This is a genomic window from Jeotgalibacillus marinus (genome assembly GCF_040801915.1).
GTDB classification, from domain to species: Bacteria; Bacillota; Bacilli; order Bacillales; family Jeotgalibacillaceae; genus Jeotgalibacillus; species Jeotgalibacillus marinus.
Map to the genome: position 1 here is coordinate 180,690 of NZ_JBFMIA010000002.1, position 24,421 is coordinate 205,110.

Below are 24,421 nucleotides of genomic sequence, written 5' to 3' on the forward strand. Positions count from 1 at the left end.
TGATGAATGGAAACCAACTCTACATTTAATGAAACCTTTGAACAGCTAAAGAACATTTTAGTCCGTCATGAACAAGATTTGGTATTGAAAAAAGATACGGAAAATGATTTCTATTTAGATTCAAACACCATCATGGAACATAATAAAAAAAATGTGTTTTTCGGTGCGGTTCAAATCAAGAAAAATTACGTCAGCTTTCATCTAATGCCTGTTTACATTTACCCAGAGCTACTTGAAGAAATTTCAGATGACTTAAAGAAACGGATGCACGGAAAATCTTGTTTTAACTTTAAGAAACCGGATCTAACGTTGTTTGAGGAACTACGGACATTAACTGAAAAAGGGTTTATCATGTATGAAAAAAATAATCTTATTTAATAAAGAAGTCCTACACGCCATTGATGTGTAGGACTTCTTTTTTTAGTTAGATAAAATAGCAAAATCACTCATAAAACCTCCATTCATTGCCATACTAAGGAAATATTTATCAAAAGAAAGGTTGTTTCCTTATGCATAAAAAAAGTGAACAAGAAGCTTATTGGCGCTTAACAGCAAAATTGCCTGATCATCCCCCACTTTCTGAAAGTAGAGAGACAGATGTAGTGGTAGTCGGTGGTGGAATCGCCGGCATCACAACTGCATACCTTCTTTGTCAAAAAGGCGTACGTGTAACAGTCGTTGAAGCAAGTGAGATCGTATCAGGAACGACTGGCCATACTACAGCAAAAATAACTGCGCAACATGGAGCCATTTATGATGAGCTCCTACACCATTTCGGCCTTGAGGGTGCGCGTTCCTTTTATGAAAAAAATCAGCAAGCTATTGACTGGATTCGTAATACCGTCTCACAAAAGCAGTGGGAATGCGATTTCGAAACACAAGACGCATGGATTTATGCTGACAGTGAAGCAACTATTCAGCAACTCGAAAAAGAACAACATGCCTATGATAAACTGGATATCCCCTACAAACATGCATCTAAGCTTCCTTTCGATATTCACTGTGATGGAGCGCTCATCATGCCAAACCAAGCACAATTTCACCCGACTCGTTACATTTCTGCCATGGTTGAAGAAATTGTGGAAATGGGTGGAAAGCTCCATGAACAAACGAAAGCTGTTGATATTCAGGAAGGACAAGAAATACAAGTCACCATGGAAAATGGACACGTATTAACATGTCAGCATGTCGTTGTAGCCAGTCATTTTCCCTTTTACGATGGGATGGGACTTTATTTCGCCAAAATGAAACCTGAACGATCTTATTTGATGGCAGGTCATTGGAAAGAAAAAGATCCTGGTGGAATGTATATTTCGATTGACCAAACGGTTCGGTCCATTCGTTTCTTCTCGATGGACGGTTCGCGCGGTATCCTTGTTGGTGGCGAGCCTCACTCGACAGGTCAGGGTGAGCCAACGGACCATCATTTTGATGTGTTACAAAAATTCACCTCCACTCATTTAGGAAAAGTTGATTTTACGTATCGATGGTCTTCCCAAGACTATACGACGCTTGATAAGCTTCCCTACATCGGAGCAATTTCGAATCGTCACCCCCGAATATTGGTTGCCACTGGTTTTCGCAAATGGGGCATGACGCAAGGAACGATGGCGGCTCATCTTATTAGTGAGCGCATTCTTGGAACTTCTACACCTTCATCTGACCTGTTTGATCCAAGTCGGTTTCATGCTGATCCTGCATTGAAAAAAGTGATCTCGATCAACAGTGATGTAGTCAAACATTTTGTTAAAAGCAAATTAGAAATACCTGTGATCACTTTAAAACAGCTGCCGCTTGGTGCAGGTGCACATGTTAATTGGAATGGTCAACAAATTGGTGCTTACAAAGATGAAAGTGGTAACGTACACGCTGTTGATACAACGTGTACGCATCTAGGTTGTTCTGTGAACTGGAATTCATCTGAAAAATCATGGGATTGCCCGTGTCACGGATCCCGTTTTACTATTAAAGGTGAGATATTGGAAGGTCCAGCTATGAAGCCTCTTGAGGTCATTAAAACGGATGGATGTGAAGGTTAGTAAACATGTATTGCTAATTTCTTTCTCACAGATAAATTTCAGTTTCCAACAATAAAAGATTATTGTTGATATTGGAACAAAAATAAGGGAACTTTCTTTAATAAAAGTTCCCTTTCTTATACCATTAAAACTCTTGTTTGTTTAATATTAATATCTTGCATTAATCTTCTACATTGATGATTTGCCTTAATTCTTTTGTCGCGTCTGGGGTTATATAGTAAACATGTTCATAACCCATATACATAAATGCGCTTTCTTCTCCTTCATTTCCTAGTAATAGGTGAAGTAAGTGATAGTTATCATCTTGATATTGAACTAAAATATCATAGTCAGGTTTTTCTCTATTTACATCCTCACGTTTTCTTTTTGCACTCTTCATAATGTCTTCGAAATTTGATACTGTTTCTGTTTTTTTAAAGGAAACAAAGAAATTATCATTTATTCCTCCATATCCTTCAGACTCAGAAATCGAAACCTCGGTTATAGTACCCAATAAGGTCATTTCTTTGTTCAGATAAATTTGGAAGCCAATAAAGGTAATGGCACATAAAGAAGAAAATAATAATAATAATAACAATTTTTTCATATGATCCCCCTGATTATTTTGATTACATTTATCTTTATATATCTTCTTCAGCAACCCTGCTCTTTAATGGAATAAACCATAATTAACCAAATATACAACCTCTCATTTTTTACCAATATTATAGAGTAATCGTTCGTCAAATTCAAATAATATTAGAGTTATTTAACTAGCAACTAACTAAAAAACCCTTTAGATTAACCTTACGTTAACCTAAAGGATTTTTTCTTATTTACCCAATTCTTTTACTTTAGCGGTACAGCTTTCCATCGCACTTAAGATCGCACCACGGAACCTTTCTTCCTCAAGTCTAGAAACAGCTGCGATTGTCGCGCCACCCGGAGAACAAACTTGGTCTTTGAGCGTGCCAGGATGAAGCTCAGTATCTAGCACCATTTTCGCCGCACCTAAAACAGCTTGTGCCGCTAAACGATAGGCTTGATCCCGTTTTAATCCTTGCTTTACCCCACCATCAGCCATTGCTTCTATCATCATGTAAACATAAGCCGGTGAAGAGCCACTTATAGAAGGAATCGAATCCATTAACGCTTCTGAAATAATTTCAACTTCTCCAAATGATCCAAATAGCTTTTTAATTTCACAAAGCTCTTCCTCTGTCACCCTGTCGTTCGCACACATAGCACTCATACCCTCTCCAACAAGTGACGGCGTATTCGGCATGGTACGTACAACTTTGATGTTTTTATTGAACATTGTTGAAATGTCTTCAGTCGTTAAGCCAGCTGCAATCGTCACAATAATGACGTCCTCTGCAATCAAGTCTCGTACTTCTTCAATAATTTCTTGGTGCAAGTTAGGTGTCACGCCAAGAAATAAGATATTCGCTTGCTGCGCTACTTCTTTATTAGATGGGACTGTTTTAGCCCCATATTGTAATGCTACTTTTTCTCGTGTAGCTGCTGTTTTTGAACTGACAATAATAGATGCAGCTGGAACCATTTCAGAGCGTATCATTCCGGCGATCATCGCTTGAGCCATTTTTCCGCATCCTATAAAACCAATCTTTCGTATCATTAAGAATTACCTCCTATTAAGCCTCTTTATTTAAAAGAATATAAGATCAATGAAGGAAAAGCGAATAGATGCAATTATTTCTTTTATATTAATGCATTAAAGTTGTCATTTGAACAAACAATTTTATTAAGAATATGTAAAGATGAAATATATCAGTTGCTTATATAATTATATGCCTATATACTAATTATGGATTAAGAAACAACTCATTTTCGGAGGTGAACGCAGTTGATCGCAAAAGAAGCCATTTCAATCGATAAAGCAGCAACGGCACTTAAGCTGATGGGTGATAAAACACGGTTAACGATGCTACGTATTTTAGCGGACCATGATTGCTGTGTCTGTGAATTCGTTGAGATATTTGACATGAGCCAGCCTTCTGTCAGCCAGCACGTTCGTAAAATGAAGGACATTGGCATGATTAAAGAGCAACGCAGAGGACAATGGATCGTTTATTCACTAAACGAAGCGTTCGAAAGCTATGACATGATTCAAAGCGTCCTTCATCACCTGCCTGTTCAAGAACATCATTTAGAAGAGCTAATTAAAAAAGGAAAACGAATTTCCTGTGAGTAAGTTGAAGGAGTGTAGCCCGTGTTTTCAGTAAGTTTAGCCATACTTATTTTTTTAGCGACATTAACACTTGTGATTTTGCAGCCAAAAGGACTGGGAATTGGTTGGTCTGCATGTGGTGGAGCACTCATCGCGTTACTTCTTGGCGTAGTATCAATGCAAGATGTTGTTGATGTAACATCCATCGTTTGGAATGCTACCTTAACGTTTGTCGCACTTATTATCATTTCACTCATTTTAGATGAAATTGGATTTTTCGAATGGGCTGCTCTTCATATGGCTCGTTTTGCCAATGGCAGCGGAATTAAAATGTTTGTTTACGTCACACTTCTAGGTGCACTTGTCGCAGCATTCTTTGCGAATGATGGTGCAGCGCTGATTTTAACACCGATTGTTCTTGCAATGGTAAGAAACCTGAACTTTAAAGAAGCCATGATTTTACCGTTTATTATGGCAAGTGGATTTATTGCAGATACGGCGTCTTTACCATTAATCGTAAGCAACCTTGTAAATATCGTTTCGGCGGACGTCTTTGGAATTGGTTTTGCCGAGTACGCGAGCCGCATGATCATCCCGAACTTTTTTAGCATCGGAGCAAGTTTACTGGTCTTATGGCTATTTTTCCGTAAAAGCATTCCAGAAAATTATGATATGAGTCAGTTGAGAAAACCGAAAGATGCACTTAAAGACGCGAAAATGTTTCGTTTGTCTTGGGGCGTTTTAGCTGTATTGCTCATCGGCTATTTCGCGAGTGAATTTACTGGCGTGCCCGTTTCGATGATCGCTGGGGTAATCGCGATTGTGTTCTTATTGATCGCTCGCCGCAGTCCTGCCGTTCATACAAAAACTGTGGTTAAAGATGCACCGTGGGCAATTGTGTTTTTTTCAATCGGTATGTATGTCGTCGTTTACGGTTTACGAAATGTAGGTTTAACAAGCGTATTGGCGGATGTGATTGAAGTAGCAGCTGCTCAAGGGCTGTTTGTCGCAACGATCAGTATGGGCTTTATCGCAGCGCTTCTTTCGTCCGTTATGAACAACATGCCTACTGTTATGATTGACGCTTTAGCGATTCAAGAAACAACGACAACTGGCGCCATTCGCGAAGCACTTATTTATGCGAACGTAATCGGTTCTGACCTTGGACCTAAAATTACACCAATCGGTTCTTTGGCCACTCTTTTATGGCTACATGTATTAAGTAAAAAAGGATTTAATATCAGTTGGGGATACTATTTTAAAGTGGGAATCATCCTTACAATTCCAACCCTACTATTCACTTTAATTGGTCTTTATTTATGGCTAATGATTATCTTATAACTTTGAAGGAGTGATTCAAATGGCGACAAAAACACTTTATTTTCTATGTACAGGAAACTCGTGCCGAAGCCAAATAGCTGAAGGCTTTGGTAAAAACTATTTAAGTGACGAATGGACAGTCTTAAGTGCAGGGCTTGAAGCACACGGCTTAAATCCAAACGCAGTCAAAGCAATGAATGAAGTTGGCATTGATATTTCTGGACAAACATCGAATACAATCGATCCAGACATTTTAAACAATGCGGATCTTGTCGTAACCTTGTGCGGGCATGCGGAAGACCATTGTCCAATGACTCCACCGCATGTAAAGCGTGAACACTGGGGATTTGACGATCCAGCCAAAGCAGAAGGCACAGCCGAAGAAAAATGGATTGTATTCCAAACCGTACGTGATCAAATTGGTACTCGTATTAAGGAATTTGCTGAAAAGGGCCAATGATAATAGTTAGTATGAAAAAGTGAACGATAACCCGAATAATGGACACTAAAATAAAAAGTGTCCTTATTCGGGTTTTCTGTTTATTTCGAGTGAAATAATAAAGCAATGATCATTGACGAAGGGTTCTTATGAGTAAGAATTTGTGTTACGTTTCAAATATGAAATATGTATATCCATTATGTACGGTAGGACGTTTGGCATGAAGTGCGGATAAACGCTGAGCAGACTTCGATAACGATGCCATATCCGCGGATATCCTCCACTCAGACTTCGATATTGGCACTACAGCCGCGGATAAAACTTCGATAAAAGGGAAAACGGGCAAGGCGTGTTTTTGACAAATTTGGTTTGCCTGGATTCCGAATGTGGAAGAAGACGGATACATTATTCGCCTGTTTCAATAAAAAATTGCTTTACAAAAAAAGATATCTTACTATGCTTATTTTGATCATCTTTGTTCAAAACAAGCTCTTTTTTTATTTTAAAAATCAAAAATAATTGATATAACTGCCAGAATAAATGTAGTTAACACTTATTCCCGCTCCGAAACAGGCAACAAAGCTCTGGTGACAGGACTCCATTCAAACCTTCATCGTTGATTGAATAATGATTACATGTCCCCTTCTTTTCAACGGTTCATAGTCTGCATGCAGTAGCTGCTTTAAATGATAGGACAGTTTTGATTGCGGCATTTCAACCACCTCAGACTCTTTTCGCTACACTTACAATAATTCATATATATGAGGGAAGTTAGATAACAATGGTAGGAAATCTCCCATTTGATAAAAATCATACTAATTCACTAGTAAATATATCAAATTGTTGTAGATTTATTATTTTATAGTAATAAATATTCAATTTCACAAAATTACCAAAAAAACATTGTGCAAATGTTCAGAATTATATAAAGTATATGAGTGAGCTGTTCTTGTCCATTAGGTAACTATCAAAAGTTTGATCTCAACGTAATTTTAGTGTCAGTGATTATATATCGGAATAGTTTCTACAAATACAGCTGAAAGCTTTCTATCAAATGTATAGTAGAAGTTTATTTTTGGATGCACCTTATCATTTGTGTCATCCTCGTACTCACTACATTTTAATTCAAAGTATCCGCATACGAATACTTATAATAAACCAAGCTGCTCACAAAAAATAAGAGAAACGAGGAGAAAAATGAAAAAGAGAAAATTTGTTACGTCGATGTTAGCAACGGGGATAGCACTAAGTACATTAATCGTACCGACAACATCCACAGTTTCAGCATTGGAGACGACAGAAAAAGCTTCTTCTGAAGCAAAACAAAAGACTAAGCAGCAAAAGAAATTGGAAAAATTGCAAGAAAAAACAACAAAAGCCAATGCTAAATTTAAAATGACATGGGATGAAAAGAAAGGGATTCCAAGCTACATATCTGGTAAACTATCAGATAAAAATGCAAATATTTCTGATTTTCTAAGTGAGAATCAAGACATATTTAATGTAAATTCTGGTGAATTTGAGATCCAAAAAATTGAAAAAGATGAGCAAGGGATGACTCATTATCGTACGCAGCTAAAGGCTGATGGAATACCTGTGTTTGGTGCTGAGCTTATTGTTCATACAGATGTCGATGGTGTAATTACAGCGATCAACGGTACTGTTGAGCCAAAGCTAGAGAATAAAAAGTGGTCTAATTCTGTAAAACTTTCTAAACAGGAGGCAATTGACATTGCTGAAGCACAGTTAAGCTTTACGCCAGATGAAAATACGTATACGGTTGAACCATCTTCTGAGCTGTATATTTATAAGCATGAAAATAAATGGGAGCCTGCTTATGTTGTTGAACTACAGTTCCTTGAGCCATACATTGGCCGTGAGTACTTCTTTATTAGTGCTAAGAAAGGTGAAATTCTTGATTCTTATAACAGAATTCAACATGCAGAAACAACTGGGACAGGTACTGGGGTTTTAGGTGATACGAAAACGATCAATACGTATGAACAAAGTGGCACCTATTCATTGTCTGATCGTACGAAGCCTATGAATGGAAATATTGAAACGTATGATGCTGGAGATCAGTGGGCTACAGGAACCATTGTCACGGACAGTGATAATAACTTTACTTCTTCTCGTCAAAAAGCAGCCGTCGACGCGCATTTCTATGCTGGAGTTGTCTATGATTATTTCAAAGAGGAGCATAATCGAAATAGCTATGACAATCAAGGAAGTGACATTATTTCAAGTGTGCACGTCCGTGATCAAAACGACTTAAGTAGACCATGGAACAATGCTGCATGGGTTGGAACGCAAATGGTGTACGGTGATGGAGATGGATCAACATTTACCGCATTATCAGCATCATTAGATGTGGTTGGTCATGAGTTAACACATGCTGTAACCGACTTTTCTGCAGATTTAGTTTATGAACTTGAGCCAGGTGCATTAAATGAATCATTTTCAGATGTGTTTGGACTAATCGTAGAGGCTGGCTATGAAGGATCAGTCGATTGGCTTTTAGGTGAAGAAGTCTATACACCTGGAATTAGTGGAGATGCGTTAAGAAGTATTTCGAATCCAACTCAATATGGACAACCTGATCACTATGATGATTTTGTCGTTTTACCTAATACGCAACAGGGTGACTGGGGTGGTGTTCACACGAACAGTGGAATTCCAAACAAAGCTTTTTATAACATTGCCAATACAATTGGTCTAGATAAATCAGGTCAAATTTATTATCGTGCATTAACACAATATTTAACATCCCAATCACAATTTATTGATGCTCGTAACGCGTTACTTCAATCAGCAGCAGATATTTATGGTGAGGATGGAGTTGAGTACAATGCGATAGCGGATGGCTTTGCAGCAGTTGGAATCGGTGGTTCCGTTGTTGACCCTGGTACTGATGATACATTTGAGCCAAACAACACGTTAAGTGAAGCATATGAAGTAGCTAGTGGAGAAGCGAATACTTCTTACATTTCTTATGCAAATGATGACGACTTCTATAAGTTTACAACAAGTGGAGCAGGTGAAATCTCAATTGATTTAACAAATGTGCCAAAGGATTACGATTTATTTTTATTAAGTAGTGACGGTTCAACATTGGATAAGTCAGAAAATGCAAATACTTCTAACGAATCCATTACGTATAATGCATCAGGTGCAGGAACGTTTTATGTGAAAGTCATTGGCTGGGATGGTGCAAATAGCACGAGTCCGTATACATTGACGGTTTCTTATCCGGAAGAAGTGGTGAGTGAAGGTGAATGGCTCGTTGAAGAAACAAGCTATGATACACCACACCCGTATACGAATAATTTTACAGACACATTTACTTATAAAAAAGCAGGGGCTCAAAAAGTAGCTATCCACTTCTCAGCGTTTGAAACAGAAGCAAACTATGATTTTGTCCGTATTAAAGATCAAAATGGAACGACGGTTGAGAGCCACGATGGTGCAAAAGATGCATTTTGGGTCATTGTTGATGGTGACGAAATTAGCGCAACTTTAGAAAGTGATTTCAGCATCACAGCATTTGGCTTTACGGTAGATCAAGTGAAATATTTCAGTGATGCACCCTTACAATAAGCTGGAGTAGATTCTTCAACTGATTGAAAATCAGCATGTGGAGGGTTTACCGCAAACCTTTTGGTTGCCGGACGTAACCTGTAAGTTCTCTAAGAACTTACAGGTTTTTGTATGAAAAAAGTGAAGGGGTAGGTGTTCGAGATGACGTCTTTTTCAGCGATGTTGCCACTAGAACAATTGTAGTTAACACTTATCCCCGTTCCGAAACAGGCAACAAAGCTCTGGTGACAGGACTCCATTTAAACCTTCATCGTTGATTGAATAATAATTCCATGTCCCCTTCTTTTCAACAGTTACATAGTCTGCATCCAATAGCTGCTTTAAATGGTAGGACAGTTTTGATTGCGACATTGCAATCACTTCAGCTAGATCACACACGCATACTGAACCATGCTTTTGAACTAAATGAAGAATTTCAAGCCTCTTTTCATCAGCCAATGCTTTAAATTTTTTTTCAAACTTTTGAAACGTTTCTTGTGTAGGCTTTAATTCTTGAGACCCTTTCATAAGAATCCTCCTTTTAAATCAATTTTATTTGATATACAATATACCTCTTGTTCAGAGAAAGCGCAACATTAGACGGTTGAAGCACATAGTCCGCCGCTTCAACCGACTAACGTTTTTTATAAATCACTTAAAGCTAGAACATGATCTTCTTTTTTAAGTTCTTGTTCAAGGAATTTTGCCAACTCCACCATTCCATATTTACCGGTTTTTTCTTCGGCATCTGCATTATAGTTTGTATTAGTGTTGATGTCATACGTGTAAACGGTGCCGTCCGCATCACGAATGAATTCAATTCCTGCTACTGCAATGTGATTGGCAGATAAGAACGATTCATATTGTGCAATGATCGGATCATCAAAATCAGTGACCACTTTAAATTTCGGTTTTTCTTCAACTTCTTCCCCTACTGGACAAAAGAGGTCCCCTATTTGGCATGCGTCGGCTGGACAAAGTTCGAATCCTTCGGACGCATCTACACGAACAGCATAAACAAATTCCCCGCCAATAAATTCACATCGTGTAATAAATGGTTCTGGCGCTTCGATGTATTCTTGAATCAATGTAATGCCATCGACCGGAAGTTCAAAGTCCTCTCCATTCACATATTGTTTTAAGCCTTCAATTGAATGAAATAATTGAACCCCTAATCCCTTACCAGCTCGATTGTGCTTAGTAATAAATGATTTTTCACCAAGTTTTTCTGCCGCTTCGATAATTTGTTTACGCCCTACTGCTGCCATCGTTTTCGGCGTTTTGATGCCTTGTGCATTAAGTGCCATGTATTGATTGACTTTACTTACTTCTAGTCGAAGCGCTCTCGAGCCATTGAACACTTTTCTACCGTGGCGTTCCAACCATGAAAGCACAGATTCTGTTAACTCTGGTGCGTATCGGTGGTCGCGTGTATGAGATGACGCACTCATTCTACTGTAAAAAATACCCTCTGGAGGCTCTTCTGTTAAGTCCACAACACCTTCATCTAAATGCCAAACTTCATAAGGCACGTTTCGTTCATCTAATCGTTTCGTTAAATGAACAGTCCATTCATCATTTTCATGTAACACGTATACTTTACCCATTGGTGGTCACCCTCCTACTGCGAAATCATACGCTTATGTTTTCTAGGTTACGTTTTTTCTCAACAAGTGGCATTACTTTGGTTGAAAATCGTTTCATTTCTTCAAGCTGCGGTGAAAATTGAAGGAGCAATAAATCTAATCCTACTTGTTCAAAAGCGATGATGCGGTCTGCAATTTGTTCTGGTGTTCCAATTAAGTTTGGACGTAACCCACGATTTGAAACAGAGTAATCCAATAGCTTTACTTGCTGTTCCAGCTGTGATTTGCTAACAAAATCGTTATAACCCGCGTACCCACTTACATCTTTTACATCGGTAATACGCTCTAGCTCTTCTTGAACCTCTTCTTCTGTATCACGACAAATAATGTAAGCGGCCATACCGAACGACTGAAATGGATCTTTACCTGCAATTGCTCGACGCTGTTTCATTTCATCAATTTTCTTCTCAATCTCTTTTACTGTTCCACCATGCATCACATACGCGTCACAGTGATTGACTATTGTTTCTTTTCCGCGAGGGCTTTCCCCACCTGCGTAAAGAATCGGATTTGGACGTTGAACTGGCTTTGGTTCGAGCTTGGTTCCGTCTATATTGTAAAACTTCCCCTTATGACTGAACGTTTCTTCTGTCCATAAGCTTTTCATCACTTTTATAAACTCTTCCGTACGATCGTAACGCTCATTATGTTCAGTGAAGACGCCACCGTACTGCTTTGCTTCTTCAGCCCACCATGCAGATACAACATTTAGTGTAAAGCGTCCGTTTGAGATGTGATCGATGTTTGCAGTCATTTTCGCCGTGACCGCTGGATTGTGAAAACCCGGTCTGATTGCTGTCATGATCTCAATTTTATCTGTTACAGCGGCAAGCGCTGCAGCAGTTGACCATGCTTCAAGTGAATCTCGTTCAGGTCCTTTTATATCGTTTAAATAAAGTTCAGCAATTAATGTAGTGTCGTATCCCCATTGTTCGGCAGACTGGACAACCTTTTTAGCATAGTCAAAGGTTGGTGGCATTCTTTCTTCCTCCACATTGCGAAGCCAACCACCAAAGATCGGTAACCAAAATCCATACTTCATTAATCCTCACTCTCCTCTTCTAAATAAACAAAAAAACTTCCCCTGAGACAGAAGAAGTTGTGTGCTTTGCTTCTTTCTTATCTCTCAGGAAATATTTCTCAATCTCCTGCTGGACGTAGCACCATTCTGACTTGTGTCAGTGGTTGCCGGGCTTCATAGGGCCAATCCCTCCACCACTCTTGATAAGAGCTATTCACTTTAATACGTTAATCCTATCGTACAAGTCGGTTATTAGTCAAGCGAAAAATCAATAATTTTCCGAACAATCAATTAGTTTTTACGAAAGAAAAAACGACTGCGTGACAGTCGCTTTTTCAACATATTTTTAGGATTCGAGAACGCTACTCTTCTTATTTCCTTCCATAATATGCTTTTCTATTTTTACTTTTGTAATTTTGTTTTTATCCATTTCGATTACATTAAAACGTAGATGTTGATAATCAAACGCTTCTCCTTGTTCTGGGAGATGACCAATTTCTTTTAATACAAAGCCCGCAAGAACATCTTGTTCTTCAGGTAACCTTATTTTAAAGGCTTCATTTAATCGGTGAATCGCAAGCTTTCCATGACAAATGATGTGGGAGTCCGTTAATTCGTCAATCCAAACCTCTTCGTCATCATCATTTTCATCCGCAATTTCTTGTCCAATCATCGCTTCAATAATATCTTCATGCGTGATGATTCCAAGTGTACCACCGTATTCATCTAAGATAATCGCAAAGTGTTTTTTTGCTTGAAGCATGCGTTTAAAGATGCGTTCAATGGAAGTCGTTTCTACTGTAAACAATGGATCCTCGTCTATAAATTCATTAAATGGCCTTTCTGGATTCATTGACCACTCAATCACTTGCTTTGAATGAAAGACCCCCACGATGTTATCCATATTTTCTTTGAATACTGGATAGCGTGTATAGGGATTATCAACGACATGATTTCGTGCTTCCTCGTATGTGAAATTTACCGGCATACCAACAATATCAACACGCGGCGTCTTCATCGCATCCCCAACGTCTTTATGTTGGAAGTCTAGTACCCCTTTAATACGTAATGATTCATCACCTATAAATGTTCCCTCTGTTGAAGCGATATCGACCATTGTGCGTAATTCTTCTTTCGTGATGGTTGCTTCTTTAATGTCACCTTTTGACAAAACACGGATAACAACATTTGTGAATCGAGACAATAAGAAGGTAATGGGACTTAATAATGTCATTAGCATTCGGATGACTGGACTTACGATGAAAGCAATACGATCAGCAAAAGTTGCCGCAATGGTTTTTGGGATGACTTCCGCAAAAATAATGACCGTAACAGTTAATATCGCCGTTGCTATCCCTACTGAGAAACCATAATTAATAGCAATCATGGTCACTAGGGTTGGCATCATAATATTGGAAATATTGTTTCCAATCAAAATAGTTGTAATCATTTTATCTGGCTTAGCCACTGTTTTTAAAAGCTTCTCTGCAGCAAGATCGCCTCTTTCTGCACGTGTTTTAACTTTCATTTTATTAACTGCTGTTAGAGCTGTTTCGCTTCCTGAAAGAAAAAATGACATAAAGAGTAACAAGGCTATGGCTATAAATTCCAACGATATTCCTCCTGATTTTTATCAAACGTTTTTTATTAAGCTTAGCGTATACTAAATTGCATTAGATTTCCACTCGCACAATTTGAAAGTTTAGATATTTCTTATCGATTAAATGGTGTTACATATGAATGCTTTTAACTGGGGATTTTTCTTGCGAGAAACTAGTGTGGAATATTTGATAAAGGGGGTTTCTAGAGGTAAAGTAAAATAGAGTTCATTTATTGGTTGATCACTTTTACGAGAGTGACTATTACATAACACCTAAGACAACGAAAGCCCTACCTCTCTTTCGTCCTTACGGCTCCTCGACCGTGCCAGTGTGAATCAGACATTACTACGTTAATGGTTGTCCCATTAGTACAGTTATCTGGATTTTGGTCTGAAAGGGTTCAAACATTCTGAACCGATAAGAAGTAAAACATGGAATGGTCCTTTGATACGCAGAAAATAGTGGATGCCTTGCACATGTATGTGTACACGCAGACATGCTTTTGGGGGTAATACCTATTGTTGGTGTCAAACGACTTTTACTGCTCAGTTGATCTCGCTCTAGGGCGAATCTAGTCAATCAGGCCTTAAATGCCAGACCTTTATTTAATTAGGAGCGGCTGGTGAGGTCAGCACGACTCTCTTGTCGCTCTCGTAAAATGATCAACCCACATCATAGCTTACTGCTAAACGTTTGTCAACTACCCTACTACATAAGGAGGCAATACTCATGCATAACGACATTCATAACTACCTTACAAAGTACCGTGATCAACATTTAAACGAGTTAACAGAATGGCTTTCGATCCCAAGTGTCAGCTCACTTTCTGAGCATAAAGAAGATACACTTAGAGGAGCAGAATGGATAGCAGATTCTTTAAAGAAAATTGGAATGGAAAACATTAAGCTTCACCCCACAAAAGGTCACCCTGTTGTATATGCTGATTGGATTCACGCGGAAAACAAACCGACTGTGTTAATTTACGGTCATTACGATGTTCAGCCAGTTGATCCGCTGCACCTTTGGGAAACTGCACCATTTGAACCAACCATACGTGACAATAAAATCTTCGCACGTGGCGCTACAGATGATAAGGGACAATTCTTCATGCACCTAAAAGCCATTGAAGCTTTAATGAACATACACGGAGAGCTACCTGTAAATGTGAAATTTTTAATTGAAGGTGAAGAAGAGATTGGTAGTGTTAATCTTCCAGCGTTTGTAGAAGAAAACCAAGAACTACTAGCATCCGATGTAATCCTCATCTCAGACACTGGAATGCAGGAAAAAGGACGGCCAGCTATTTGTTACGGGTTGCGCGGACTCGCTGGTGTACAGATCGATGTAAAAGGAGCAAAAGGTGACCTTCATTCTGGATTGTACGGTGGTGGCGTTCAAAACGCGCTACATGCACTTGTTCAGTTACTTGAGTCATTCCGTGATGACAACGGGGTCATTCAAGTGAAACGTTTTTACGACAAGGTAGAAGCACTCAGTGATGAGGAAAAAGCAGCTTATAATGCGCTTAATTTCTCAGAGGACGGCCTAAAAGAAGAACTAACGGTTGAGGAATTAGTCGGTGAAGAAGGCTATACGTATATTGAACGCACTTGGGTCCGTCCAACACTAGAAATTAACGGTATGTGGGGTGGATTCCAAGGGGAAGGAATCAAGACCGTGTTGCCGAATGAAGCACATGCGAAGATCACGTGCCGACTTGTGCCGAACCAAGATCCAGATGAAATCGTTGAATTGTTAACAAAACACGTTAACGCTCATACGCCACCAGGTGTCACAGTAACCGTTACACCATTTGATAAAGGAGCACCTTACGTGACCCCTTATTCTCACCCTGCCATCCAAGCAGCTGGTCGTTCATATGAAAAAGTGTACGGAGTTCCAACACAGTTCATTCGCGGTGGCGGCTCAATCCCGATTGTTGCTACGTTTGACCAAATCTTACAAAAGCCAATCGTATTGATGGGGTTCGGCTTGCCGGGTGAGAATTTCCACGCACCGAATGAACACTTTCATCTTGAGAATTTTGACCAAGGTTTGCGTGTGATTGCTAATTATTTGAGTGAACTTCCTCAAACATTTTCTAAGTAACTAGATTTTTAATTGATCACTCTTAGCATCCTTTGGGGTGCTTTTTGTTGTGTCGGGATACGGAAAACAAATGGAAACAACCCCGAAAACGTGATCTTACCTTTATGAGCGCCCTTCGGTGAGCATAAATTAAACCATGACAGATGATCCTGCTGTTTCGGATTATAGTCACACCGCCCAAAAATGAAACATATACTAGACCAATTGCTACTTAAGGGGTGTATGTAGATGAATGGTCAACCTCAACAATCTGTCCAGCTTACCAGCACGTATGATCCTTACTTATATCAAACACTCAGTGATTTGATGGGGAATGAAATTGTTGTTCAAACGACTAAAAACACGCTACAAGGTACGTTAAGCGGCGTTACGCCAGACCACATTGTGATTAACATCAATCGCACGCCATTTTTTGTCCGAATTCAAAGAATTGTATGGGTGTCACCTTCTTAACTAGATCTGCTTTCATAACTTCTCCTCCCACACATATAAATAGTAGGACGACCATGTTAGAGGAGGAGAACTGATGTTTAAGAGAGTAAACAAACTGCTAATTGAGCTCCCAGCTCCAGAATATGGCGACGCCAATGCGGCTGCGGCGGTACAAGAGCTTTTAGGTGGGAAATTCGGTGAAATGTCCACTCTGAACAACTATATGTATCAATCATTTAATTTCCGTCAAAAAGGGAAACTAAAACCATTTTATGACCTTGTCGCAAGCATTACAGCTGAAGAGTTTGGTCATGTAGAGCTCGTCGCCAACACCATTAATTTATTGCAAAAAGGAACAACTTTTACCGCCGAACCTGACTTAACACCATTGCAAGATGCAAAAGATAAAAGAAACACTTATTCTTTTATTGCGTCAGCCCAAACAGCTCTAGCAGGCGACTCTATGGGTAATTCTTGGCGAGGAGATCATGTGTTTACGAGTGGAAATTTAGTGTTAGACCTTTTACACAACTTCTTCCTAGAGGTAGGGGCAAGAACGCATAAAATGCGCGTATATGAAATGACCGATCATCCAACAGCCCGCGAAATGATTGGTTATTTACTCGTGCGCGGTGGAACGCACGTCCTTGCTTATGCCAAAGCGATTGAAATGGCAACAGGCGTAGATATGAAAAAAATGATACCAATTCCAAGCTTAGATAATCGCGTATTTGATCATGCTAGGAAATACGAAGATCAAGGTGTAGGTAATGTTCTGTTTACTTGGAGTGACACTGACTATCAAGATATACGTTCGATCTGGAAAGGCACAAACCCAAGTAATGGACAACCGCTAATCGTCCAAGACGGCGTTCCACAAGGAGCTCCAATTCCCGACCTTGATGACTTACCAGAAGAATTCGCCCCTGGAATTGGTCGTGATGAATATGAACAAATTGCCAAACGTCTAATGGCAAAATTGTAATAGTTACACAGAGGGTCAAGTAAACTTGCCCTCTTTTTTGTGTACTATGATAAGATGAATAAAACATGTAGAGAGTAGGAACAAATCATGAACGGACAACTAAGAAGCAACATCCAACCTGGCATTGAAGTAGATATCGTATTGAAGCAAGATCAACGCTCAGGTAAGTTAACAAAAGGCGTCGTGAAAGACCTCCTAACCAAATCCCCCAACCACCCTCACGGCATAAAAGTACGTCTAGAAGATGGGCAAGTCGGTCGAGTTAAAAACATACACAGTAACTAAAGCAGAAACAGTTATCACTGGAACGACATGAACGAAAAGCAGCTAGTTTTCGCTTACGTAGCGAATGCTAGCTGCTTTCGTTTACCCTTCACTCTAGTGGCAAATGTGTAGAACTCAATAAGAAAAGATGGTCAACAGGAAGAGAAGCACCTAGTTGGGTCATATGCCTAAAATTAATAAAATATTTAACATTATAAACGCCCTTTCCATATACTACCGAATCAAGTTATTTGGAAGGAGTTTTTTTAATGTCTGCATCTCTTTCATTAGTGCTACTGGCTCTGGCTTTATCCCTTGACACTTTCTGTGCGGGGCTGACGTATGGCCTTCGCAAAATGACCATTCCTCTCAAATGGGTTTTTCTTATGTCTACCTTTGCGGCAGGGATATTATTATTATCAATGCTAGTTGGTCAATCACTTGAATCCTTCTTGTCCCCCACTACAGCAGAACATATTGGAGGAACCATTTTGATTGCACTAGGTACGTATATTTTATATCAATTTTTCCGACCTGAAAAAGAAGATGAAGTGCCTAATGAAGAAAAAATATTATTAAATTTTGAAATCAAATCGATTGGTTTTGTCATCAATATTCTGAAGCGTCCTCTGGCAGCAGACTTTGGTCGTTCTGGAACGATTACTGGATTTGAAGCAATAATATTAGGGATAGCGTTATCATTGGATGGTTTAGGTGCTGGTATTGCTGCAGCATTTTTAGGTTATCCTCCGCTGTTATTGTCAGCAGCAGTACTGATTCTGTCTTTATCATTTACAACTGGTGGAGTAAAAATAGGAAATATGTTCAATCATATAAAATGGATCCAACACGTGTCATTCATACCAGGAATTTTACTCATTTTGCTTGGTCTAACTAGGTTTTTTTAATACAGGAGCAGGATAAGCAGTTATGGATGCCGACGTTGCGAAGTAGGAGCAAAAAATAGACCTTCTTATCGCTAATTACACTTGAAAAAGTGCAGAGTTCAAAGGAGGTCTATTGCTTGGTGGTGAATGACATTGTGGAACAGCTATTTCTTTTTCACAAAAACAACTTTCAGATAATCTCCTTCAGGAAAAGAAGACGAGATCATGAAGTCCTCAGGTAGTGAATACGTCTCAAGGATTTCATAGCGAATTCCTTTTTCTTTAAACGCTTCATCTATGAAACGTTGGAATTTTTTCATGTTAAATGAAGCTGCATTTGTGGAAGCAACAATCATTCCTTTATCTTCTGTCACATCAATCGCTTGCTTCATTAAATTTTTATAATCTTTTGCCGCACTGAAAGTATGTTTTTTCGAACGCGCAAAGCTTGGCGGGTCCATGACGACAAGATCAAACTTTACATTATTTTTAACCGCATAATCAAAATAACGGAACACATCACGAACGAGAATGTCTTGTGCTTCATAGTCGATCCCATTCATGCTAAATTGTTCAATTGTCTTTGCCACGCTTCGATTTGCTAAATCGACACTTGTCGTTTTAACCGCTCCACCTAAAGATGCAAAAACCGAAAATGCACCTGTATAAGAAAACAGGTTAAGGACTGATTTTCCATCAGCAAAACGATCACGAATTGCACGCCTAACATCACGTTGGTCAAGAAACACCCCAACCATCGCTCCATCATTTAGATAGATAGAAAAATTCACTCCATTTTCTTTGATGATTAATGGAAATGATGGACGTTCTCCACGTACAAAGTCATCATCAGCCAAATATTTCCCTTTCGTATCAAAACGCTTTTTTTCATAAATACTTTTATACGAAGAAAGCTCTTCAAAAGCAGCTAAAATTTCATCGCGGAAAAGGTAAATCCCCTCGCTATACCACGTGAATAAATAATGACCATCAAAATAATCAATTGTCAGCCCACCAATACCATCCCCTTCACCGTTAAACACACGAAAAGCAGTCGTATTGGTTTTCGTAAACCAGCTCTTTCTACGCCCAAGCGCAGCACGTAATCGATTTGAAAATAATCGCTGATCCACTTCTTCACTCGAATCCCATGTTAAAAGCCAGCCAATTCCTTTATTTTGATTTCCTTGAAATCCTTTCGCAATAAATTGATTTCGCTCATCAACCGCAACAAGAATATCACCTTCCTGCTTCAACTGATCTTGATTAACAAGCATCTCTTTTGTTAATAGCGGAAAACCGTTTGCTACTTTATTTTTAAATTTGTTCTTAATTTTAATCGTGCTCAATATGATCTCTCCTCAACAGCATGGGTTGATCTTATTAGATAAGACCTTTATGCAATACCCCCATCATAACTGACCAGTTGATCTCACACAAATTTCCTATAAAATAATTCCTTTACAATGCTTTATCTTTCGTTGTTTCCTCTTTTTCAATATACTTTTTTAATTTTTGTAAATGGAACAGTTCTTCCTTGGAAATCATGCGCACAACCATCCCTTTAAATAAACGGCGTATAAAGCCACTCGTTTGAATCGTCCCATCAAAGGTTACGTACGTTGATTCTCCTTGAGGTTTGAATGTATAACGAAATTCAATTCTCACTCCGTTTTGTTCACTTGAAACGGCATACGATTCTGCGGGTACAAATTCAATAACCTCTAGAGTTGATTGGACCCGCCGCCCACCTAGATTGCGAACCTCTTGATATTTTGTTCCTTCTGCAACTGGACCATTCGTTAATTTTTCTACCTGCTCGACCTGATCCATGATTAGTGGCGACCTTTCCATATCGGTTGCCATTGCAAAAACGGTCTCAATTGGTCTGTCGATGACCATCGTTTGATTAAGTGCTCCCATTGATCATGCCCCCCGCTTGTAATAATTAAATATCTATATACCTATTATAGGGTTAAGATAAGCCCATTCATATATGTACATCAATACTAAAAAAATGAATAGATTAAATAGTAATTAGATTTCTATCCTAAGAATGAATCAAAGTTTGAAATCAACTTGCATAGGAAGGTAGCTTTTTTCATTGTGTATAATATGTGGATAACTTTGCTTCTCGTATTCTATTGAAAATTCCCACGTACTTATTGCATTAAATTGTTATTTTCCGAACGAACATAGTATGCTACTCATTACACACTACACATATTAGGGAGGATTAGAGAATGAGCAAAATCAACAAAAGAGCGATTGGACAAACTGACCTTAAACTTTCACCACTAGGTCTCGGGTGCTGGCAGTTCAGCAATGGTACAGGAATTGTTGGACGATATTGGGCTACAATGGAGGATAGCACAGTCAAGGAAATCATACAGACTTCATTAGATGGAGGCATTAATTGGTTTGATACAGCTGAAGTTTATGGTAAAGGACAATCTGAAGAAACACTTGCTGCCATGTTAGACGAACTGAACATTTCACCTGAAGATGCACATATCGCGACTAAATGGTGGCCACTTTTCCGTTCTTCCTCTTCCATTACAAACACTATTGGTACACGACAAGAAAAGTTAAATCATCGTCCAATCGATTTATACCAAGTTCATCAACCACACTCCTTTTCTTCCGTTGAGAAAGAGATGGATCAAATGGTCAAGCTAGTTGAGGAAAAGAAAATCAACTACGTAGGTGTAAGTAATTTCAGTGAGGTTGCCATGAGAAAAGCACATGCAAGACTTCAGGAATATGGGCTCAACTTAACATCCAATCAAGTGAGGTACAGCTTATTAGATCGAAGAATTGAAAAAAACGGAGTTCTTGACGCAGCAAAAGAGCTTGGCATTTCTCTTATAGCCTACTCACCTCTTGAACAAGGGATTCTCAGCGGGAAATTTCATAACGATCCATCACTTGTTCAAAAAAGTGGCATGAGAAAATATTTAGGGCGCTTTAAACCTAACGGATTGGCAAAATCGTATCCACTTATTTTAAAACTTGAAGAATTGGCAAAAAAATATGAGGTGAGCGCAAGTCAAATCGCACTCAACTGGATAATTTCATACCACGGTGAAACAGTTTTTGCGATTCCTGGCGCCTCAAAACCTCATCATGCAGAAGAAAATATCGGAGCAATGAATTTTGAATTATCACGCGATGAGCTTGAAGAGATTTCACGTATTTCCTGGGAAATTGTCGAAAAATCTCCGAAAAAATAATCATTAAAACAAGCGCAGAGAATTCTGTGCTTGTTTTAATTCAGTTATATAAGCTACTCTGCCCAAACTGAAAAGATGAGTGCTTCCTCAACTTAGAAAACTGCCTTAAATAAAATTAGCAAACAAAAATAGAAGCAAGATTGGACCAATCCATACTATTGGAAGCGCATTGACTAAAATCATTTTTTTCCATATCTCTTTTTGATAGGATAGCCAGGTCACTACAATTACCGCGATCACAACAAATGGATACGCACCAATCACGTACTTCAGAACAATTGCAAGTATGTTCCCTTCTAGCTTAGGATCATCGAACATCCTCATTGACAGGCCAAAGAAAATAAACCACACAGGTAAAAATAAACAATAGAACACATGACTAGCCCACAACAGCATCGCTGCTTTACGATTCTTCATCCGACATTTCCCTTTCAGTTTTTCATTTTCTCACAGCAAAAAGGATAACCTCCTGAACCCTCTCTGCCGAAAATGTATATTGCTCTTTCCATCATAACCATTTCTGTCTCCAACGAACACCGAAATGCTTATGTAGATGGGGGTTGAAGCACTTTCGCTCGCTACAGTCCACAGTCCCCTTCAGCGAACGAAAGTAATTGCTACATCTCTTCAGGAGCATCAATGCCCAATAATCGCAGGCTTTCTTTTATAACAATGGTCGTGCTATATATAAGTGTTAGGCGTTGTTGTTTTTCTTGTTCATTTGCGTTTTGCAGAAAGTTGACATGTGCGTAGTAGTGGTTGAAGTGTTGGCATAGTTCTACTACGTATTTGGCAACTTTAGATGGATCCCATTCTTTTACTGCTTCTGAAATGGTGTCTTCAAATGCATGCAGTTGGATTATGAGCGGTCGTTCTTCTTCACCAAATGTTTCATAAGTAGTTGACCATCCATGTTGCATGTCCATTTTAGCTTTACGAAGAATTGAGCACGCTCTTGCATGCGCATATTGGACATATGGTCCTGTCTCCCCTTCAAACCTCAGCATATCTTCAAGTGAAAAATGAACATCATTTTGACGAAACACTTTTAAATCATGAAACAATACAGCCCCTACACCTACTTTTTTTGCCACAAGATCTTTTTTTGCGAGAGTTGGATTTTTTTCTTCGATAGCAGCTTGTGCAATTTTAACTGATTGAGCAAGTACCTCCTCTAACAAAACGACTTTCCCTTTGCGTGTCGACATTTTCTTGCCGTCTTTCAACATCATACCAAATGGAATGTGGACAAGATCATTCGCCCATGGAACATCTAACTTCTTCAAAACAGCCGCTAGTTGTTTAAAATGAAGCGATTGCTCGTTGCCCACTACATATAAAGATTTTGCGAATGAATAGTTCTCGTAACGGTAGTAGGCAGCTGCTAAATCTCGTGTTGCATAAAGAGTAGCTCCGTCTCTTTTCTTAATCAAACATGGCGGGAGCCCTTCCTCATCAAGTCGTACAACCATTGCACCATCAGATTCCTCCAACAAATTTGCCCGCTCAAGCATGTCGATCACAGCTGACATTTTATCATTATAAAATGCTTCTCCGTTGAATGAGTCAAACGAGATGCCCATCAGTTCATAAACGAGTGAAAAAGCATGAAGAGAGACCTCTCGGAACCACTCCCACAGTTTAGCTGCTTCCGCATCACCCTCCTCCAAACGTTTAAACCATAAACGGGCTTCATCATTTAATGAAGGATCCAATTCAGCTTGTTCATGAAAATGAACATATAATTTATGCAATTCAACAATGGGTGAAGTTTTAACTTTCTCTTCATCCCCCCATTTTTTATAGGCGGTAATAAGCTTGCCAAATTGTGTACCCCAATCACCAATATGGTTGATACGAATTGACTTATAACCTACTTTTTCAACGATATTAGCAAGAGCATTCCCGATTACTGTTGATCTCAAGTGCCCCATGGAAAACGGTTTTGCAATATTAGGCGAAGATAAATCAATCGTGACAGCTTTCCCTTGTCCCACCTGTTTTTCTCCAAAATGAGAACCTTGAGTAGTGATATCTGACATGACTTTTGCGGCCAATATTGGTATATCAAGATAGAAATTAATGTATCCACCAACAACATTCACTTTATGGACACCTTCACATACAAAAGCTCCACCTAAATCTCTAGCTATGTCGGCTGGGGACTGTTTGAATTCACGAGCAAACCGAAAACACGGAAATGCCAAATCTCCATGATCAACATGTTTTGGTTTTTCTATCATTTTTTCAATTTCGATTGTTGAAAACTTGTTGCTTAATAACTCATTTAGCGTTTGAGCGATGTCTCTCTTCATCTTCATTCCTCCTTGTATAAATACAAAAAAGCATTCGTCGCCTGCAAAAAATGCAGGAGACGAATGCTTTATCCGCGGTACCACTCCAATTGAACTCACCCCATAAAGGTGCACTCCAACTCAAGCGAATAACGGACGCTTTATCCGTTGATGCCTACTCATGTTCAGCATCACACCTCACGAGTGCGTTTCAACATTAGTTCTGCGCCGGGCTTACACCATCCCCAACTCGCTTCAGCATCTCCTAAAGTCTACTCTCTCGTTCATCGATTTAAAATTTATAATTTTTACTTATTATACGGATGTATCCCTCACCGTGCAACACTTACTTCAACGATTTCCATTGAAGATATCACCCAGCCAGTAAAAAAGTAGACGACAGCG

General features: G+C 39.1%; 22 protein-coding genes, 1 riboswitch and 1 other annotated feature. Of the genes, 12 read left to right on the forward strand and 10 right to left on the reverse strand.

The genetic code is table 11. The features are described from left to right. The first annotated feature begins 6 nt into the window (after positions 1-6). Together AB1471_RS03880 and AB1471_RS03885 are read left to right on the forward strand one after the other, a co-directional pair. On the forward strand, positions 7-378 hold the full coding sequence (locus tag AB1471_RS03880) for a hypothetical protein (protein ID WP_367778287.1): 372 nt from the start codon (positions 7-9) through the stop codon (positions 376-378). A gap of 131 nt (positions 379-509) precedes the next feature. After that, positions 510-2,039, forward strand: coding sequence for an FAD-dependent oxidoreductase (locus AB1471_RS03885; RefSeq protein ID WP_367778288.1), 1,530 nt, complete (start codon positions 510-512; stop codon positions 2,037-2,039). Between the two features lie 160 nt (positions 2,040-2,199). Here AB1471_RS03885 and AB1471_RS03890 read toward each other — a convergent pair whose 3' ends face one another. Next, positions 2,200-2,625, reverse strand: coding sequence for a YhfM domain-containing protein (locus AB1471_RS03890; protein ID WP_367778289.1), 426 nt, complete (start codon positions 2,623-2,625; stop codon positions 2,200-2,202). Positions 2,626-2,850: 225 nt separating this feature from the next. Beyond that, positions 2,851-3,657, reverse strand: coding sequence for a pyrroline-5-carboxylate reductase (gene proC, locus AB1471_RS03895; protein WP_367778290.1), 807 nt, complete (start codon positions 3,655-3,657; stop codon positions 2,851-2,853). Positions 3,658-3,888: 231 nt separating this feature from the next. On the opposite strand from proC, the gene AB1471_RS03900 reads away from it, so the two are divergent. From AB1471_RS03900 to AB1471_RS03920, 4 genes are all read left to right on the forward strand, one after another. Continuing rightward, positions 3,889-4,233 carry an ArsR/SmtB family transcription factor gene (locus tag AB1471_RS03900; RefSeq protein WP_367778670.1) on the forward strand — a complete coding sequence of 115 codons (345 nt, stop codon included), beginning with the start codon at positions 3,889-3,891 and terminating at the stop codon, positions 4,231-4,233. Positions 4,234-4,251: 18 nt separating this feature from the next. Next, complete coding sequence (locus AB1471_RS03905; RefSeq protein WP_367778291.1) at positions 4,252-5,550, forward strand: arsenic transporter; 1,299 nt, start codon at positions 4,252-4,254, stop codon at positions 5,548-5,550. A gap of 19 nt (positions 5,551-5,569) precedes the next feature. Beyond that, positions 5,570-5,989, forward strand: a complete 420-nt coding sequence (arsC, locus tag AB1471_RS03910) for an arsenate reductase (thioredoxin) (RefSeq protein WP_367778292.1) — start codon at positions 5,570-5,572, stop codon at positions 5,987-5,989. Positions 5,990-7,165: 1,176 nt separating this feature from the next. Next, on the forward strand, positions 7,166-9,565 hold the full coding sequence (locus AB1471_RS03920; protein WP_367778293.1) for a M4 family metallopeptidase: 2,400 nt from the start codon (positions 7,166-7,168) through the stop codon (positions 9,563-9,565). Between the two features lie 183 nt (positions 9,566-9,748). Here AB1471_RS03920 and AB1471_RS03925 read toward each other — a convergent pair whose 3' ends face one another. The 4 genes from AB1471_RS03925 to AB1471_RS03940 form a co-directional block, all read right to left on the reverse strand. After that, positions 9,749-10,072 carry an ArsR/SmtB family transcription factor gene (locus AB1471_RS03925; RefSeq protein ID WP_367778294.1) on the reverse strand — a complete coding sequence of 108 codons (324 nt, stop codon included), beginning with the start codon at positions 10,070-10,072 and terminating at the stop codon, positions 9,749-9,751. Between the two features lie 116 nt (positions 10,073-10,188). After that, complete coding sequence (locus AB1471_RS03930; RefSeq protein WP_367778295.1) at positions 10,189-11,151, reverse strand: ATP-grasp domain-containing protein; 963 nt, start codon at positions 11,149-11,151, stop codon at positions 10,189-10,191. Between the two features lie 25 nt (positions 11,152-11,176). Next, entirely contained in the window at positions 11,177-12,232 is a 1,056-nt protein-coding gene (locus tag AB1471_RS03935) for an LLM class flavin-dependent oxidoreductase (protein ID WP_367778296.1), read from the reverse strand. 74 nt (positions 12,233-12,306) lie between these two features. Beyond that, a riboswitch (SAM riboswitch) is annotated at positions 12,307-12,421 on the reverse strand. A 136-nt stretch (positions 12,422-12,557) separates the two neighbouring features. Continuing rightward, positions 12,558-13,823 (reverse strand): hemolysin family protein, encoded by a 1,266-nt coding sequence (locus tag AB1471_RS03940; protein WP_367778297.1) that lies wholly within the window; start codon positions 13,821-13,823, stop codon positions 12,558-12,560. 718 nt (positions 13,824-14,541) lie between these two features. Here AB1471_RS03940 and AB1471_RS03945 point away from each other — a divergent pair. The 5 genes from AB1471_RS03945 (at position 14,542) to ytaF (ending at position 18,510) form a co-directional block, all read left to right on the forward strand. Further along, positions 14,542-15,921 carry a dipeptidase gene (locus AB1471_RS03945; RefSeq protein ID WP_367778298.1) on the forward strand — a complete coding sequence of 460 codons (1,380 nt, stop codon included), beginning with the start codon at positions 14,542-14,544 and terminating at the stop codon, positions 15,919-15,921. Between the two features lie 228 nt (positions 15,922-16,149). Continuing rightward, the gene (locus tag AB1471_RS03950) at positions 16,150-16,374 is read left to right on the forward strand and encodes a YuzF family protein (RefSeq protein ID WP_367778299.1); all 225 of its coding nucleotides are present in this window, start codon (positions 16,150-16,152) and stop codon (positions 16,372-16,374) included. Positions 16,375-16,447: 73 nt separating this feature from the next. Next, positions 16,448-17,338 carry a manganese catalase family protein gene (locus tag AB1471_RS03955; RefSeq protein ID WP_367778300.1) on the forward strand — a complete coding sequence of 297 codons (891 nt, stop codon included), beginning with the start codon at positions 16,448-16,450 and terminating at the stop codon, positions 17,336-17,338. Positions 17,339-17,425: 87 nt separating this feature from the next. Continuing rightward, positions 17,426-17,623 carry a YwbE family protein gene (locus AB1471_RS03960; RefSeq protein ID WP_367778301.1) on the forward strand — a complete coding sequence of 66 codons (198 nt, stop codon included), beginning with the start codon at positions 17,426-17,428 and terminating at the stop codon, positions 17,621-17,623. Positions 17,624-17,871: 248 nt separating this feature from the next. Then, the gene (gene ytaF, locus AB1471_RS03965; RefSeq protein WP_367778302.1) at positions 17,872-18,510 is read left to right on the forward strand and encodes a sporulation membrane protein YtaF; all 639 of its coding nucleotides are present in this window, start codon (positions 17,872-17,874) and stop codon (positions 18,508-18,510) included. A 143-nt stretch (positions 18,511-18,653) separates the two neighbouring features. Here the strand turns inward: ytaF and AB1471_RS03970 are convergent, their stop codons facing one another. Next, entirely contained in the window at positions 18,654-19,838 is a 1,185-nt protein-coding gene (locus AB1471_RS03970) for a class I SAM-dependent rRNA methyltransferase (RefSeq protein ID WP_437342327.1), read from the reverse strand. A gap of 112 nt (positions 19,839-19,950) precedes the next feature. Further along, positions 19,951-20,412: an SRPBCC family protein gene (locus AB1471_RS03975; protein WP_367778303.1), complete on the reverse strand. Its 462-nt coding sequence runs from the start codon at positions 20,410-20,412 to the stop codon at positions 19,951-19,953. A 320-nt stretch (positions 20,413-20,732) separates the two neighbouring features. Here AB1471_RS03975 and AB1471_RS03980 point away from each other — a divergent pair, with 320 nt between their 5' ends. Continuing rightward, positions 20,733-21,722 (forward strand): aldo/keto reductase, encoded by a 990-nt coding sequence (locus tag AB1471_RS03980; protein ID WP_367778304.1) that lies wholly within the window; start codon positions 20,733-20,735, stop codon positions 21,720-21,722. Between the two features lie 105 nt (positions 21,723-21,827). Here the strand turns inward: AB1471_RS03980 and AB1471_RS03985 are convergent, their stop codons facing one another. Beyond that, on the reverse strand, positions 21,828-22,139 hold the full coding sequence (locus AB1471_RS03985) for a hypothetical protein (RefSeq protein WP_367778305.1): 312 nt from the start codon (positions 22,137-22,139) through the stop codon (positions 21,828-21,830). Between the two features lie 200 nt (positions 22,140-22,339). Continuing rightward, positions 22,340-24,043 carry an arginine--tRNA ligase gene (argS, locus tag AB1471_RS03990; RefSeq protein ID WP_437342328.1) on the reverse strand — a complete coding sequence of 568 codons (1,704 nt, stop codon included), beginning with the start codon at positions 24,041-24,043 and terminating at the stop codon, positions 22,340-22,342. Between the two features lie 46 nt (positions 24,044-24,089). Further along, positions 24,090-24,313 (reverse strand) — a binding site (T-box leader). Between the last annotated feature and the right edge of the window lie 108 nt (positions 24,314-24,421).